We start from the raw sequence: 15,637 nt of genomic DNA on the forward strand, positions 1-15,637 counted from the left end.
CTGACCCATTTGCTGAACCAGAGTTGATTTGTCGATATACAACAGTAACATCTTAACATGTTTCTAACAACGTTGCAATTATCTTTTTAGATTTCTTGTCTGATTTTTTTTACCGAACGAGACATCTTGGAATTCTTTGAAAAATTGTTGATTGTTTTTGGTTTTTCTTAAAAAACGGATCAATTGTTCGGTGTATTCCAATGAATCGCCGACCATATTCTTTCGTAACTTCCAAATTTCTTCTAATTGATCTTCTGGCATTAGAAGCTCTTCTTTTCTCGTACCAGATTTCTTGATATCAATGGCAGGGAAGATACGACGCTCAGATAGTTCACGAGACAGTTGAAGTTCTAAATTCCCTGTTCCTTTAAACTCTTCATAGATCACATCATCCATTCGGCTACCCGTATCGACTAAGGCAGTTGCTAAGATCGTCAAGCTTCCACCTTCTTCGATATTTCTAGCTGCTCCGAAGAATTTTTTTGGTTTATATAGTGCGGCTGGATCGATTCCTCCGCTCAATGTACGACCACTTGGCGGTACGACTAAATTGTAAGCTCTAGCTAATCGGGTAATACTATCCATCAAGATCACGACATCTCGTTTATCTTCGACTAAACGCATCGCTCTTTCCAGGACCAACTCAGATACCCTTGTATGATTTTGTGGTTGTAAATCGAAAGTAGATGAAACGACATCTCCTTTGACGCTGCGTTCCAAATCTGTGACTTCTTCTGGGCGTTCATCGATCAGAAGAACGATCAGTTCTACTTCTGGATGATTTTCAGTGATTCCATTGGCGATTTCCTTTAACACAGAAGTTTTTCCGGCTTTAGGAGGTGCTACAATCAAGCCACGTTGACCAAAACCTACTGGTGAGAAGATATCGATCATTCTTGTTGCTAGTCTTTGAGAGGTTGTTTCTAACCTAAGCTGTTCTTGAGGATACAGAGGTGTCAATGCTGGAAAATGCGGACGTTCTTTGGCTTCTTCTGGGTCTTTTCCATTTACACTTTCCACGTGCATCAATCCATAATAACGTTCTGACTCTTTAGGTGGGCGAGCCTTTCCTGCTACTTTATCTCCATTTCGCAAACTAAACCGTCTTATTTGTGAAGCAGAGATATAGATATCTTCTACACTTGGCCCATAATTGATTGGTCGTAAAAAACCATACCCATCTTGTCCAACGATATCTAAGATTCCTTCCATATAATAAAACCCTTGTTTTTCTGCTTGCGCCCGAATCACAGCTAAAGATAATTCTTTTTTATTCATTTTGCTATAATAAGGAATCTTAAATTCTTTTGCGTAACTGTAGACCTCTTTTAATGTCTTATTTTCCAGTTCCGCCATCGTTAAATAATCACTCATTCAGCTTCCACTTCCTCCACCATTTGGATTTCAGCACCTAATGCCGTCAATTTTTCAATAATATGATCATAACCACGTAAAATATATTCTACGTTATAAATAGTAGTTGTTCCTTCAGCCATGAGACCTGCAATAACTAAGCAAGCACCTGCTCGAAGGTCAGAAGCGACTACCTCTGTTCCATGAAGTTTATTTGGTCCATTTGTAATGATCAAATTCCCTTCAACTGATATATCAGCACCCATACGTGCTAATTCAGGCACATGATTCACACGTTTAGCATAAATCGTATCTGTGATTTCAGCTGTTCCTTTGGTCATTAATAAGAGGGGAGTCAATGGTTGTTGTAAGTCTGTTGCAAACCCAGGATATGGATAAGTCATCACATTCACCGCTTTTAACACTTTAGACGGAAACACTTCAATCTCATCTTCTCTAATCGTCATGTTTACGCCCATTTCTTGAAGTTTAGCAATAAAACTTTCTAAATGTTCGTAAATCACATTTTTGATCTTAACACCATTTCCTGCTGCTGCAGCAAGCGCTAGATAAGTCCCTGCTTCGATTCGATCAGGGATCATGAAATGGCGACAACCATGGAGTTTGTCTACACCTTCGATTCGGATCACATCTGTCCCTGCTCCTCGCACTTTAGCACCCATATTATTCAACAAAGTAGCAACATCGATGATCTCTGGTTCACGAGCGGCATTTTCGATTACTGTCTGACCTTTCGCTTTAATAGCAGCCAGCATCACATTGATCGTTGCACCGACTGAAACGACATCCATGAAAATCCGATTTCCCTGTAATCCCTGTTGGTCGGTCCGTAAATACATCGCACCATGTTCATTATTGACTGAAGCACCTAATGCTTCGAAACCCTTGACATGTAAATCAATTGGTCGTGGTCCTAGATAGCACCCACCTGGCAAACCAACCACTGCCTCACCAAATTTTCCAAGCAGTGCCCCCATAAAATAATAGGAAGCACGTAGACTATTGATCTTACCACTTGGCATGGGCACAGAGACGATACCGCGGGGATCAATTTCTAAAATATTTTGTGAAAAATGGATTTTTGCTCCCATGATTTCTAAAATTTCGATTAGTGAATGAACATCCTGAATATCAGGTACGCCTTCTAAAATAACCGGAGAATCTGCTAAAATCGCTGCAGGAATCAAAGCCACTGCACTATTTTTAGCCCCACTGATCGTTACTTCACCAGTTAACGGACGATTTCCTTCAATTATGATTTTTTTCATTGATTTCCACCTTGTTATTGTTCAATTTTATTACACATGCTTGTATTTTATCATAGATGAAATAAAGAAACGAGTTCCCATTCTTTTTTATTTCCTCAAAAATCAAAGGTCTATTCTGAAAAAAGATGGACGAATGTTTATTAAAGTGAACGATTATCAATTTACGAAAAAAAAACCGCAAAACAGGTTGAACCTGTTTCACGGCATTCTTAATCGATTAATTAAGCTTTGTTAGCTGAACCGAACCAATCAATGTGTTCTTCTGCATCTTTAATGATTGCAGCTTTACCTGGTGCTAACAATTTACGAGGGTCAAAACCTTTTCCTTCTTTATCTTTGCCAGCTTCGATATATTCACGAGTAGCTTTAGCAAATGATAATTGGAATTCAGTATTTACGTTTACTTTAGAAACACCCATTGAAATTGCTTTTTGGATTTGTTCTTGAGGAATACCTGATCCACCATGTAATACTAAAGGCATATCTGAACCTACAGCATCAGCGATTGCTTGTAAATGATCAAATGCTAAACCATTCCAGTTTTCTGGATATTGACCATGGATGTTACCGATACCACATGCTAGGTAGTCGATTCCTGTAGCAACCATTTGTTTACATTCTTCGATATCTGCTAATTCACCGTTACCGATGATTCCATCTTCTTCTCCGCCGATTGAACCAACTTCACATTCAACAGAAATTCCTTTAGCGTGAGCTTTTTCTACAACTTCTTTCGCTAATTTCAAGTTTTCTTCAAATGGTAAGTGAGAACCGTCAAACATAACTGAAGTATAGCCTACTTCGATACATTCCATAGCTGCATCATAGTCACCATGGTCTAAGTGGATGGCAACAGGAACAGTGATGTTCATTGATTCAACTAAGTCACAAATAATATCTTTAGCAACTTTGTAGCCGCCCATGTATTTAGCCGCACCCATTGAAGTTTGGATAAGTACTGGTGCTTGTTTTGCTTCAGCTGCTTCAAGGATTGCTTGAGTCCATTCTAAGTTATTTGTATTGAATCCGCCGACAGCGTAACCGCCTTTACGAGCAGCTTTTAAAAATTCAGCTCCTGATACTACTGGCATAATAAATTCCTCCTAAGTTTTGTAAAACTAAATTTGTTAAGACTATCCTTAACCAACGAACCTATTTTACCAAACATTTTCAGAGTTTTCTACTAAAATCAATGAAAATGAAAATTTTCAAGAACTTTTTTGCAAAAAATAAGGTTTTCAGTTGGCTGATTTAGTCAAAAATGGCTAGTTTATCGTTTTTTATTGTTCAAACAATAACAATTTATTTATAACTGTTTTCTCTAAATTCATCTGAAACATTAAAAGCGTATTTGTCCCGCTTATTTTCCTTCACGTTCAGACAAAGCAGCTCCGACAAATCCTTTGATCAATTTTTGTGGGCGATTTGGTCTTGAGATCAATTCTGGATGGAATTGACAACCAACAAAGAATTTTTTCTCTGTTAATTCCACGATTTCCACTAAACGATTATCAGGAGAAACACCTGAGAATACTAATCCTTTTTCTTCAAATAATTGACGGTATTTATTGTTGAATTCATAACGATGACGGTGACGTTCTTGTACTACATCGGCTCCGTCATAAGCTTCCGCTGTTTTCGTTCCTTTTTTAATTTTACATGGGTAAAGACCTAGACGTAACGTTCCACCTAAGTTTTCGATATTTTCTTGGTCTGCCATCAAATCAATGATATTGTTCGTTGTTTCTGGTGTAGTTTCTGCTGAAGCAGCATCTTCCAAACCAACCACATTACGAGCAAACTCAACACACGCCATTTGCATGCCTAAACAAATCCCTAAGAAAGGCACATCATTTTCACGAGCGTAACGGATCGCTTCAATTTTTCCTTCGACCCCACGATCGCCAAAGCCACCAGGTACTAAGATACCATCTGCATCTTTCAAATATTCTGCAACATTTTCTTTGGTTAGATCTTGAGCCTTGATCCAGTCAAGTTCGATGTCCGCATCAAAAGCAAAGCCTGAATGCTTCAACGCTTCAACAACTGAGATATAAGCATCTGGTAATTCTACATATTTACCTACTAAAGCAATTCGGACTTTTTTCTTCAGATTCAATACTTTTTCTTCTAATTGTTTCCATTCTTCCATATCAGCTTCTGGCGTTTCTAGTTTCAAATGTTCACAAACGATGCGATCCATTCCTTGTTTTTGTAAAAGTAACGGAATAGAGTAAAGTGTATCCACATCTGGTGACTCAATCACTGCTTCGGGTTCTACGTCACAAAATTGTGCTAATTTATTTTTCACATTTTGTGAAACAGGTTGCTCTGTTCGAACCACCAAGATATTAGGTTGGATGCCTAAACCACGTAATTCTTTCACGCTATGTTGAGTTGGTTTAGTTTTCATTTCTCCAGCAGCTTTTAGGTAAGGAATCAATGTGGTGTGGATATACATCACGTTATCAGCACCAACATCCGCCTTCATTTGGCGTAGTGCTTCTAGAAATGGTAAAGATTCGATATCGCCGACTGTTCCGCCAACTTCAGTGATGATCACGTCTGAATCAGTCATTTTTGCCGCACGCATGATTTTCTCTTTGATTTCATTAGTGATATGAGGGATGACTTGAACAGTTGCTCCTAAGTATTCCCCTTTTCGTTCTTTACGAAGTACTTCTGAATAAATTTTCCCTGTAGTAACATTGGAGTATTTGTTCAAATTGATATCGATAAAACGTTCATAATGGCCTAGATCCAAATCAGTTTCTGCTCCGTCGTCTGTTACAAAAACTTCTCCGTGTTGGTACGGACTCATTGTTCCCGGGTCTACATTGATGTAGGGATCAAATTTTTGGATGGTTACTTTTAAGCCACGATTTTTCAACAAACGACCTAAAGAAGCTGCAACGATTCCTTTACCAATCGATGAAACTACGCCGCCCGTTACAAAAATGTATTTTGTCATAAGTTCAAAAACTCCTTCTTCTTTTATCTGCAGGAAAAGTCCCAGAAAATGAACAAAGCTCCCTATTCTAGTTAGAATAGGGAGCAAAATTTCTGTGAACTTCTGACCCTTTAAAAGGGTGCCCAATGAGTATACTACAAGCAAATTTGAAGAAAGTCAAGCCTCTAATTTAACGTTGCAGATGTCGTTAGTCATAAGAATAATCCAACGTCATTGATAAATGAAAACAGGTAGTTCACTCTCTAATAAAAAAACTGCACGAAAAATAGTACACTCATTCTTTTAGTAAGAACGATTAGCCATACGACTTCTTTACTCATTCACTAGACTATCTTTGATGATCTCTAGAAGATTTTTGTCCTTGTTTTTCAGATGTATTTGTACTTCTCGTTCTTGCAGCATTGAATTTTTCTGTCCTATTTTTTAACGGTAACAATTTTTCTACATCTAATTGTTTCCAGTTTTCTTGTCTTCTTTTCTTCAAATCCTCCACTTTTTTCATTACCTGTTCCTGTTGTTCGGAGGTCAAATTAGAAAATTCAGCTTGAAAACCTAATTTATCTTCAGCTTTAGTTCCCACCTTGCCTACACTTTCTTTAACCAACCCTCTAAATTCTCTTTTATATAATTCAAGGTTTGAAAGTTCCTGTGGATTGCCATGCACAAGATCTGTTTGTGGATACTGTAGCATATTGAATTCAGCATAGTTAGTCAGCAGTTCTACAGCATGGCGGTTAAACTGCCAACGTTCATTTACGTTTTCCACGCTCAAACCAAGATTATGTATAATTTCCCTATATTCATTCTGCCTAAGAGGCAAAACACGTCTTGAAGTACCTTCTATTGTTGTACTATGTGGTATATCTAAATTCTCTTCTAATATAGATACAACCTCGTGTTGTGCAAGTGGAATAACTGGGTCATTCATTTGCTCACGAAGTACTGAAGTGATATCCTGTATCAGGGTAAAAGGACGGCGCATTCTCAACCTTTCTATTTTTATTGAAAGTTCAGTATCCCTTATTGCCTTCATCTCCTCAATTCTTTTCTTTTGTGATTCTTTAATTTTATTACGAGTATCAGGACTGAGGTCAAACAAGTCCACGAAAGAACCAATATCATTAGGTTTCATCTTAAAATTTTCTATTACAAATTCTATATCCTCACTTAAATCAGCCTCATTAACTTTGTAAGGTAACTCTGAATACATTTTTTTAAGACTATCTGCAACCTCTGTGAACGTCCTTGATGTCATCGACTGTTGCACCATTTCGTTAATTTTTTGTATTCGTTCTTCTTTTAAAAACTTGATTTTACGTCGAGGTTCTTCTTCAATCTCCCTTTTTCTAATTGTTTCACGAAGATTTTCTTTATTTGCTAGTTCTAGCTTATCAATAGTAGAATTTATTTCATCTGGTGTAAAATAGGTTTTTTCAAAGAAGACGTCTAATGCCTCACTTATATCAATATCGTCTATTGGTTGAATAACATTAATTTCCGGATCATGAATCAATTGATTGATAGATGCAACAACTGTATCTATCATCTTTGAGCGATCAGAGAATGAATTGACTTCCTCACTTTGTTTGTTTAAATTTTTATGAACAGCTCTAAGTTTTTCGTCTCTTAATAAATTTTTTTTTCGCACTTGATGTTTTTTCATTGAATTAATTTGTGATGTTCTAACCTGTTCACGAGTATGATCATCCAGATTAAGACGATCTACTACGTAATTGATTTCATCTTTAGAATAAGTACGTAGGTTTAATAAAAATATTTCTTCTTCATCTTCCTCTAATCCTTCATTCATATCTTTGATTATTTGATCTAATTCAACTTTATTCATAAATTTATGCCTCCTTTATAATATAATAATAAGGCAATAACTTTAATTTGAGCATACCTAATTTTCCCCCCAGAAGAAATAGGTATGCTCAAATTAAAAAAATTCAATTATTTATCATCATATACAATCTTCAATGAACTCATTTTTTACTTGTGCGTATCAACCAGGAGTGCAATAATCACTGTAAAACAAGAATATTCTTAGAAAAATTCTACACAAAAAAAATGAAAAAAATTTTTTTATACTATAGAATAGGTGTGTTATTCATATTTTGCAAATAATTTTCTTTCCATTAAAATTTTAAAAAAAATTTCAATCAGAAATAGCTGTATACTACTCGTAGAGAATGATTTCATTACACAATCCAACCAGTTATTTGTGATTCAGAATAACTTAACATCATCCGTTTCTCATTCTCGTACTCCTGAAGAGTATTCTTCAGGAGTTTTTTGTTGTCCCACCACATAAGTTACTCACCAAACAATGCGCGAACAAAATAAGCCAAAATTTCCTAAAATAAGTCTTCAGCGACTAAGAAATCAGTTAAAACAAACTGTCTTTCTTTTCAGTCGTACTCATTTTTCGTAAAATTTTGGCTTATTGTCCTGTTTATCAAGCATAAGAAGGTTGTGAAAAGAGCGGTTTGCCCTGAGTATTAAGGATGAAAATCTCGAAACAGCTTTTCATGTTTTGAAAAATTCAGGCTTATTTCAAGGAGCTGATGCTAAAAACCCATTTACTCGTTTTTAGAATGAAGTGAGATTGATCTCTCCAACTCCAGTTATTCATATTCTAATGGGGTAGCGATAATCAATACAATTCCAAATATTGTTCTCTTTCCCATTCTGAAACAGTTTGTCTAAACGCCGCCCATTCTAAGCGTTTTGCTTCGACAAAGTTTGAAAAGATATGTTGTCCCAAAGCATCGATCATCACTTTGTCTTTTCTTAATTCTTTGATTGCATTATGGATCGTTGAAGGAAGATCTTGAATGTGTGCTTCTTCTCGTTCTTCTTCGTTCATCACATAAATATTTCGATCTACAGCTGCTGGTGGCGTGATTTCATTACGAACGCCATCCAATCCAGCTTGTAATAAAACAGCCATTGCTAGATATGGATTAGCAGATGGATCAACTGAACGCAATTCCAAACGTGTGGATAAGCCACGAGATTCTGGAACACGGACTAATGGTGAACGATTGCGACCGCTCCATGCCACATATACTGGTGCTTCATAGCCTGGAACTAAACGTTTATATGAGTTGACGGTCGGATTGCAAACCGCTGTATAGGCACGAGCATGTTTCAATAGCCCACCTAGGAAATGATACGCTGTTTGGCTAAGTTCTAAATCGCCATCTTTGTCATAAAAGACATTTCCTTCATCATTGAACAAGGACATATTACAGTGCATCCCCGAACCATTGATCCCGAATAATGGTTTAGGCATGAACGTTGCGTGTAACCCATGTTTACGAGCAATTGTTTTAACGACTAGTTTGAATGTTTGAATATTGTCACAAGCATCCACAACGTCTGCATATTTAAAATCAATCTCATGTTGCCCAGGAGCTACTTCGTGGTGAGAAGCTTCTACTTCAAACCCAAGGCTTTCTAATTCTAAAACAATATCACGACGACAGTTCTCACCTAAATCTGTTGGTGCAAAATCAAAATATCCACCTTTATCGTTTAACGTGGTCGTGATTCCACCATCTTCATCTAACTTAAATAAGAAGAATTCTGGTTCTGGACCTAAGTTGAAAGAGGTAAATCCAAGGTTGCGCATATCTTTTAATGCACGTTTCAAATTCCCGCGTGGATCACCTGCAAAAGGTGTGCCATCTGGGTTATAGATATCACAAATCAAACGAGCTACTTTGCCATGATCACTTTCCCAAGGGAAGATCATCCATGTTGAAAGATCAGGATACAAATACATATCGCTTTCTTCAATACGAACAAAACCTTCGATCGAAGAACCATCAAACATCATTTTGTTTTCAAGTACTTTATCGATTTGACTAACGGGTACTTCGACATTTTTGATCGTTCCTAAGATATCTGTGAACATTAATCTTAAAAATCGAACGTTCTCTTCTTCAATGATTCGTTTAATTTCATCACCAGTTATTTGTTTCTTTACCATGGTATCCCTCTTTCTTTTTCTTTATATTATTCAGTCAAAGAATTGTCGTTGCATTCCTTGCGACTGATAATGCCCAGTTTTACTTAGCCCACCTTGCGCCAATATCTCATCACGAAAAATTTGTCGAACGTCATGATCAGTTAGCGGTTTTTTGCTCTTTTCTTCCTGTTTTTTGGCTTGAGCCATTTCGTAAACTCGTTTGATACCAGCCATATTTAATCCATCAGAAAGATAATCTTTGATCTCTAACAACAAGTCAATATCGTTTAATGAATACATTCGACGATTTCCTTCGCTTCTTTCAGGATGAACAAAATCTTGTTCTTCATAATAACGAATTTGTCGTGCAGTTAAATCTGTCAATTTCATTACTGTACCAATTGGAAATACAGACATTGAACGGCGCAATTCCTTTTCTCCCATCAGACGTCCCCTTTCGTTTAACAAGTTGGGTAAAGTATACCAATCAAAAAAACAGCTGTCAACCGCATATGTTAGGTTTTCTAACATTAGAGAAAATTTTTTATAAAAAAACTTGAGCAACGATTGATTGCTCAAGTTTTCTAACTTTTTTAAAAAGATAAAATGCGAAGGTCACTGATAAGAAAGAGGCAATGACCGTTTAACTGTTCAGCCATTTTGAAGTGGACTTTGCAAAGCCCTTTACTTCATATCCATTTTTTTCTTCTACAAAATGCTCTTTCAAAACGAGGGTTTGTCTTCGTAAAGCACTTAACGTTTGCCCATCCTGACTGGGTACAAAGAGCGTGTATGGCACCATTAATTCCAACAACTGCTGTTTGATCGCTTGCACGAGCTTTTCTTTCCCATCGGCACTTTGCGCCGATATCAATACATTGGGAAAGAGTGAAGGCGTAAATAAAGCTGGTTCAATTTGATCCGCTTTGTTATAGACTGTTAATACAGGCATCTCTTCCATCTTTAGTTCCGCCATCAACTGTAATACAGTCTGCTCCTGCAAAATACGATCTGGCGAACTTGCATCAACTACATGTAACAATAGATCCATGGATTGACTTTCTTCCAATGTTGAATGGAACGCATCAATTAATTGTGTCGGAAGATCTTGAATAAATCCAACCGTATCAGTAACCGTAATCTCAAATCCTTCTGCAAATCGCCATTTCTTTGTTAAGGGATCCAAAGTAGCAAATAACTGATCTTTAGAATACGTATCCGCTTGCGTAAGCAAATTAAGAATGGTTGACTTCCCCGCATTGGTATACCCAATCAAACCAATTTGAAAGATTTCACTAGACTGTCTTTTTTGGCGGTTTCTCGCTCGATGCGCTTCTACAGCCTTCAACTCACGTTTTACCCCTAATATTTTATTACGGATATGACGTCGATCCGTTTCCAATTTGGTTTCCCCAGGTCCTCTCGTTCCAATTCCACCACCTAATCGAGACAATGACTTTCCTTGTCCAGCTAAGCGTGGTAAAAGGTATTCTAATTGAGCTAGCTCTACTTGCAACTTTCCTTCTTTCGAACGGGCTCTCATGGCAAAAATATCTAAAATCAACTGGACTCGGTCAATGATGGGGATTCCTACTGCTTCTGAGACTAGCTGACTCTGCCGAGGGGTCATTTCATGGTTAAAGATAATCAGATCCGCTTCATGAGCATCCGCTTGTTGGATCAATTCTTGTAATTTACCTTTACCGATAATGGTTTGACGATCGACTTGCGGTCGTTTTTGCGTCAATGTAAATACAACTTCCCCAGAAGCTGTATTGGTCAGCTTGCTTAATTCTGCCATCGACTCTGTGAAGTATCGTTGATTCTGTTCTGTCTCAACGCCTACGATGATCACTTTTTCTTTTTTATTTGTCATCTTTTTCCTCCAACCACGTTCTGATCAATTGATCAATTTGCTCCATACTACTGGACTCTGCTAATAAGTCAAACCAATGTGCATCAAGACGATTACGAAACCATGTTAATTGTCGCTTTGCATACCGTCTCGAGTTCATCTTCAACTGCTCCACAACGTTTTCTAAAGATTCTTCTCCCTTAAAATACGGATAAAATTCTTTGTATCCAATACCTTGACTCGCTTGGACTTCACCAAGTTCATACACAAAACGTGCTTCTTCTAATAAGCCTTCCTCTAACATACTATCTACACGTTGATTGATGCGCTGGTATAACAAGGCTCTCTCGGTATTAAGACCAATCATACAATAATCATAAAGACGTGCGGGTTCCTCTTGCGGTGTTGTGATACTGTAGCCAGTCACTTCAAATACTTCTAAAGCTCGAATCACTTTTCGTTGGTTATTCCAATGAATTTTTTCCGCTGCTAGCGGATCTTTTGTTTTCAAATACTCCCAAAGTTCTTTTTTACTGAGTGTTTCAGCTAATTCTTCATATTTTTTTCGTACTGCTGTGACGCTTTCCTCTTTTGCACCCAATTGAAAATCATAAAGTAAAGATTGAATATACAACCCTGTTCCGCCAACGATCATCGGCAAACGACCACGTTCTGTGATTTCTGTGATCAATTTTCGTCCAGCTTTTTGAAAATCTGCTACGGAATAAGTTTCATTCGGTTCGATGACATCAATCAAATGATGAGGGATACCTTCCATTTCTGACGTTTTTATTTTAGCCGTCCCGATATCTAATTTTTTGTACACTTGCAGTGAATCCCCACTAATAATTTCACCGTGAAATTTTTTAGCCAATTCCACGCTAAGCGCTGTTTTCCCTACCGCTGTAGGTCCAACGATTACTAATACTTTTTCCATTATCATCCTACTTTTTCATTGTTTGTTTTATCCAAAATGCTTTTTGGGGAAAGTCTGTGATTATTGCATCTAGTTGTTGATCGAAACATCGTGCCATCTGCTGGTCGTCGTTGATGGTCCAGCATCTGATCGATTTGGGGAATGTCTCCATGGATGGCAAATGCTCCAAGTACCAGTCACCTCTAGGATGAATCCCTTCTATCCAAGGAGTATCTTCAGCTAACTGTACTTTCTTTTGTGACGTACTTAAAAGAAGATCCAGCTGTGCCTGAGGATCAATTTTTACTACTCGTTCCAATGTATGAAAGTTAAAACTGCAGTACGCATGTCGAAAAGGCCATTCCACTGCTTTTAATTGTTGAACTACTTTTTCTTCGATGCCAGCATACTCATATTTATCTGTTTTAATCTCGATCATTACCGTTCCACGATAATTCATTTCCCAAAAAAGATGCAGGACCTCTTTCAAAGTTGGCACTTTTGTTGCCTGAAACTCTGTATTGAACCACTTTCCTGCATTCAACTTTTTTATCTCTGCTAATGTTTTTTCCCGTACCAATCCTTTGCCATCCGTCGTCCGATCCACTTCCTCATCATGAATCACCACTATCTGCTCATCTTTCGTCAAATGAATATCTAGTTCAATCCCATCTGCACCTATTCGAACCGCTTCGGCAAACGCAGGCAATGTATTCTCTGGATGGGTACCACTACTTCCACGATGCGCAAAAATCTGAACCATTTCATCACCACTTTCAGTCTCTTTGATTGTACCATAGGAAAAAGGCTGTGAAAAAGTCGTAATACTTCGAATGTCTAAGAATGAGGTTGACTTGTCATTCTAAAAAATGAGTAAACGGTATTCAATAAAGAACTCCTCAGCAATAAGCGATGATTTTCTAAAATATGAAAAGCTATAAAAAAGTCCTCTCTCATTCATAGTGTTCCCTCTATCGAAAATAAGCCGAAAAAACCAAAAATATAAGGAACTACTTTTGGATTCTTCGGCTTATTTCTAAAAGCTAGACAATTCTGTCACAACCTTGCCTTTACAAATTATAAAAGTTTTTTGATCCTCTTCGATCTCAACTCAAAAAACAATTAGCTCCACACATTATCATTTGAGAAAAAGCCAATGGGTTGTCGCGTGACACTTTTTAATTGCGCTTTTTTTTCATTGATCATTTCCGTCAGATTATCCGTGAAGTTTTCTAAGATCACACGTCCACCTTTATAAGCATAACCGCCTATTTTCATCGTTTCGTCAGGAGAAAGAACGACTTTACGGTGCGCAATGTTTTTAAACAACTCCTCTAAGATGTAATTTGGAAGATAAAAATTATTTTGTGCAGCAAATGACTGTAAATAAGCAAAATCATCAATAGTGATATAACAATCATCAAATGCATCAAAGCTGACATATTCATCTAACAGTGTTGCTCTTTTTTGCAAGATTTCATTGATTTTTTTATTTAGTTGATTCAAAGTCTCAATCTCTTTGACTTTTAATTCTAACTCCCGTCTTCGTTGCTCTTTGTTTTCAAGATGGCGCATCTGAACAACCATCCCGATATATACTAAAATAGCTCCTAATAAAACGCCAATTAAGCCTACGATGCCAACTACCAATTAGTGTTCCTCCTTGCTGTATTCTTCTATTTCATCATAACATAAACGTGCAAGCACAGACTATTTTCTAAAATTTTTTTATTTGACCTTTATTGACCAAGAATGTATACTACTTTTTAGGTAGAAGAAATGAATTTGTGTTACACTATTTGTAAAGAACTTAAGGAGGAACCAAATTATGAATTTAATCCCTACAGTTATTGAGCAATCCTCTCGTGGCGAACGAGCTTATGATATTTATTCACGCTTATTAAAAGACCGCATTATCATGTTAAGTGGTCAAGTGACTGATGATCTTGCAAACTCGATCATTGCTCAATTGCTTTTCCTAGATGCACAAGATTCTGAAAAAGACATTTATCTTTATATCAACTCTCCTGGCGGTTCTGTTACTGCTGGAATGGCGATTTATGATACGATGAATTTTGTTAAAGCAGATGTCCAAACCATTGTGATGGGTATGGCTGCTTCTATGGGTAGTTTCTTACTGACAGCAGGTAAAAAAGGCAAACGTTTTGCTTTACCAAATGCTGAAATCATGATCCATCAACCACTTGGTGGCGCACAAGGTCAAGCGACAGAAATCGAAATCGCTGCTCGTCACATTTTACAAACACGAGAACGCTTGAACAAAATTTTAGCAGAACGTACTGGTCAACCTCTTGAAGTGATCGAAAAAGATACCGACCGTGATAATTACATGACTGCTGAACAAGCGAAAGCATACGGTTTGATTGATGAAGTGATGGAAAACAGTGCTGGATTAAACTAATATCATTTGTAAACTAAAAGGACGATGGGACTGCTCGATTGAGCGGCTCATCGTCCTTTTTTCAGTTGGAACGAAAGCACGGTTTTTCAATGCTGTTCTTTAAACTTTCCTTCGTTATATTGTTCTCCAAGTTCAACGTAATGTTGAATATTTTGGCGATTCTTTTCAATCTCTTCTTCCGTTAAAGGACGAATGACTTTAGCTGGCCGACCAAACGCTAATACGTTGGGCGGAATGACCTTGCCTTCGGTCACTAAAGAACCAGCACCAATCAAACTATTTTCACCGATCACTGCATGGTTCAAAATAGTTGATCCCATACCAATCAACGCGCCCTTTTCGATGGTGCAACCATGAAGCATACATTGATGTCCTACCGTTACATTTTCAGCAATTTCAACTGGTGCATCATGGTCCACATGAATAACAGTACCATCTTGAATATTCGTTCTTGCTCCAACTTTAACCGTATTGCTATCCCCACGAATCACCGCTTGATACCAAACTGTGACCGATTCTGCGAGCTCTACATCGCCAACAACAGTTGCATTCGGTGCAATAAATTTTTGACTCATTTTTACACATCTCCTTTTTTGGCTTATTTCCAATTATAGCAGAAGATGGATTTCTCCTTCAAAAAGACTGGCAGCTATTATTTCATAGTCCCTTAAAGCACGCCTACTCTCTAGGGACTGAGACAAAAGTTGTCTCAGTCTAGTATCTCTAAAAACGAATAAACGGCGTTCAAGAAGCAACTCCTCAACAATAAGCGATGATTTTCTAAAATATGAGGAGCTATTTAAAAAAATCATCGCTTATTCGTTCGGAGCTGAACGCTTCTTTCACAGCCTCTTG

General features: G+C 37.5%; 13 protein-coding genes. 1 reads left to right on the forward strand and 12 read right to left on the reverse strand.

Features of this window, described 5'->3' with window-relative positions; translation table 11 throughout:
• Nucleotides 1-78: 78 nt before the first annotated feature.
• The 11 genes from rho to AB3I42_RS10160 all read right to left on the reverse strand — a co-directional run bounded on the left by rho (nucleotide 79) and on the right by AB3I42_RS10160 (nucleotide 14,010).
• Nucleotides 79-1,374 carry a transcription termination factor Rho gene (rho, locus tag AB3I42_RS10110; protein WP_010718706.1) on the reverse strand — a complete coding sequence of 432 codons (1,296 nt, stop codon included), beginning with the start codon at nucleotides 1,372-1,374 and terminating at the stop codon, nucleotides 79-81.
• Nucleotides 1,371-2,642: a UDP-N-acetylglucosamine 1-carboxyvinyltransferase gene (locus AB3I42_RS10115; RefSeq protein ID WP_010738053.1), complete on the reverse strand. Its 1,272-nt coding sequence runs from the start codon at nucleotides 2,640-2,642 to the stop codon at nucleotides 1,371-1,373. Before AB3I42_RS10115 ends, rho begins: the two co-directional genes overlap by 4 nt.
• Before the next feature lie 221 nt (nucleotides 2,643-2,863).
• A complete protein-coding gene (locus AB3I42_RS10120; RefSeq protein ID WP_010738054.1) occupies nucleotides 2,864-3,733 on the reverse strand; it encodes a class II fructose-bisphosphate aldolase in 870 nt (289 codons plus the stop codon).
• 269 nt (nucleotides 3,734-4,002) lie between these two features.
• The gene (locus AB3I42_RS10125; protein WP_010718709.1) at nucleotides 4,003-5,613 is read right to left on the reverse strand and encodes a CTP synthase; all 1,611 of its coding nucleotides are present in this window, start codon (nucleotides 5,611-5,613) and stop codon (nucleotides 4,003-4,005) included.
• Nucleotides 5,614-5,941: 328 nt separating this feature from the next.
• Nucleotides 5,942-7,459, reverse strand: coding sequence for a hypothetical protein (locus AB3I42_RS10130; protein ID WP_228022588.1), 1,518 nt, complete (start codon nucleotides 7,457-7,459; stop codon nucleotides 5,942-5,944).
• An 810-nt stretch (nucleotides 7,460-8,269) separates the two neighbouring features.
• A complete protein-coding gene (gene glnA, locus AB3I42_RS10135; RefSeq protein ID WP_010718711.1) occupies nucleotides 8,270-9,610 on the reverse strand; it encodes a type I glutamate--ammonia ligase in 1,341 nt (446 codons plus the stop codon).
• A gap of 30 nt (nucleotides 9,611-9,640) precedes the next feature.
• Nucleotides 9,641-10,033 carry a MerR family transcriptional regulator gene (locus AB3I42_RS10140; protein ID WP_010738058.1) on the reverse strand — a complete coding sequence of 131 codons (393 nt, stop codon included), beginning with the start codon at nucleotides 10,031-10,033 and terminating at the stop codon, nucleotides 9,641-9,643.
• Between the two features lie 199 nt (nucleotides 10,034-10,232).
• A complete protein-coding gene (gene hflX / locus AB3I42_RS10145) occupies nucleotides 10,233-11,465 on the reverse strand; it encodes a GTPase HflX (protein WP_034867322.1) in 1,233 nt (410 codons plus the stop codon).
• Nucleotides 11,455-12,381: a tRNA (adenosine(37)-N6)-dimethylallyltransferase MiaA gene (miaA, locus tag AB3I42_RS10150; RefSeq protein ID WP_034867320.1), complete on the reverse strand. Its 927-nt coding sequence runs from the start codon at nucleotides 12,379-12,381 to the stop codon at nucleotides 11,455-11,457. The genes hflX and miaA overlap by 11 nt, the downstream gene beginning before the upstream one ends.
• A gap of 7 nt (nucleotides 12,382-12,388) precedes the next feature.
• Entirely contained in the window at nucleotides 12,389-13,123 is a 735-nt protein-coding gene (locus AB3I42_RS10155) for a glycerophosphodiester phosphodiesterase (RefSeq protein ID WP_010738061.1), read from the reverse strand.
• A 359-nt stretch (nucleotides 13,124-13,482) separates the two neighbouring features.
• Nucleotides 13,483-14,010, reverse strand: coding sequence for a hypothetical protein (locus AB3I42_RS10160; protein ID WP_010718716.1), 528 nt, complete (start codon nucleotides 14,008-14,010; stop codon nucleotides 13,483-13,485).
• 178 nt (nucleotides 14,011-14,188) lie between these two features.
• Between AB3I42_RS10160 and clpP the strand changes: the two genes are divergently transcribed.
• Nucleotides 14,189-14,782, forward strand: coding sequence for an ATP-dependent Clp endopeptidase proteolytic subunit ClpP (clpP, locus tag AB3I42_RS10165; protein WP_010718717.1), 594 nt, complete (start codon nucleotides 14,189-14,191; stop codon nucleotides 14,780-14,782).
• 86 nt (nucleotides 14,783-14,868) lie between these two features.
• On the opposite strand, the gene AB3I42_RS10170 is transcribed toward clpP, so the two are convergent.
• Complete coding sequence (locus AB3I42_RS10170; protein WP_010718718.1) at nucleotides 14,869-15,357, reverse strand: gamma carbonic anhydrase family protein; 489 nt, start codon at nucleotides 15,355-15,357, stop codon at nucleotides 14,869-14,871.
• Nucleotides 15,358-15,637 lie beyond the last annotated feature (280 nt).

The sequence above is a fragment of the Enterococcus sp. C53 genome, from assembly GCF_040887425.1.
Classification (GTDB): domain Bacteria; phylum Bacillota; class Bacilli; order Lactobacillales; family Enterococcaceae; genus Enterococcus_B; species Enterococcus_B hirae.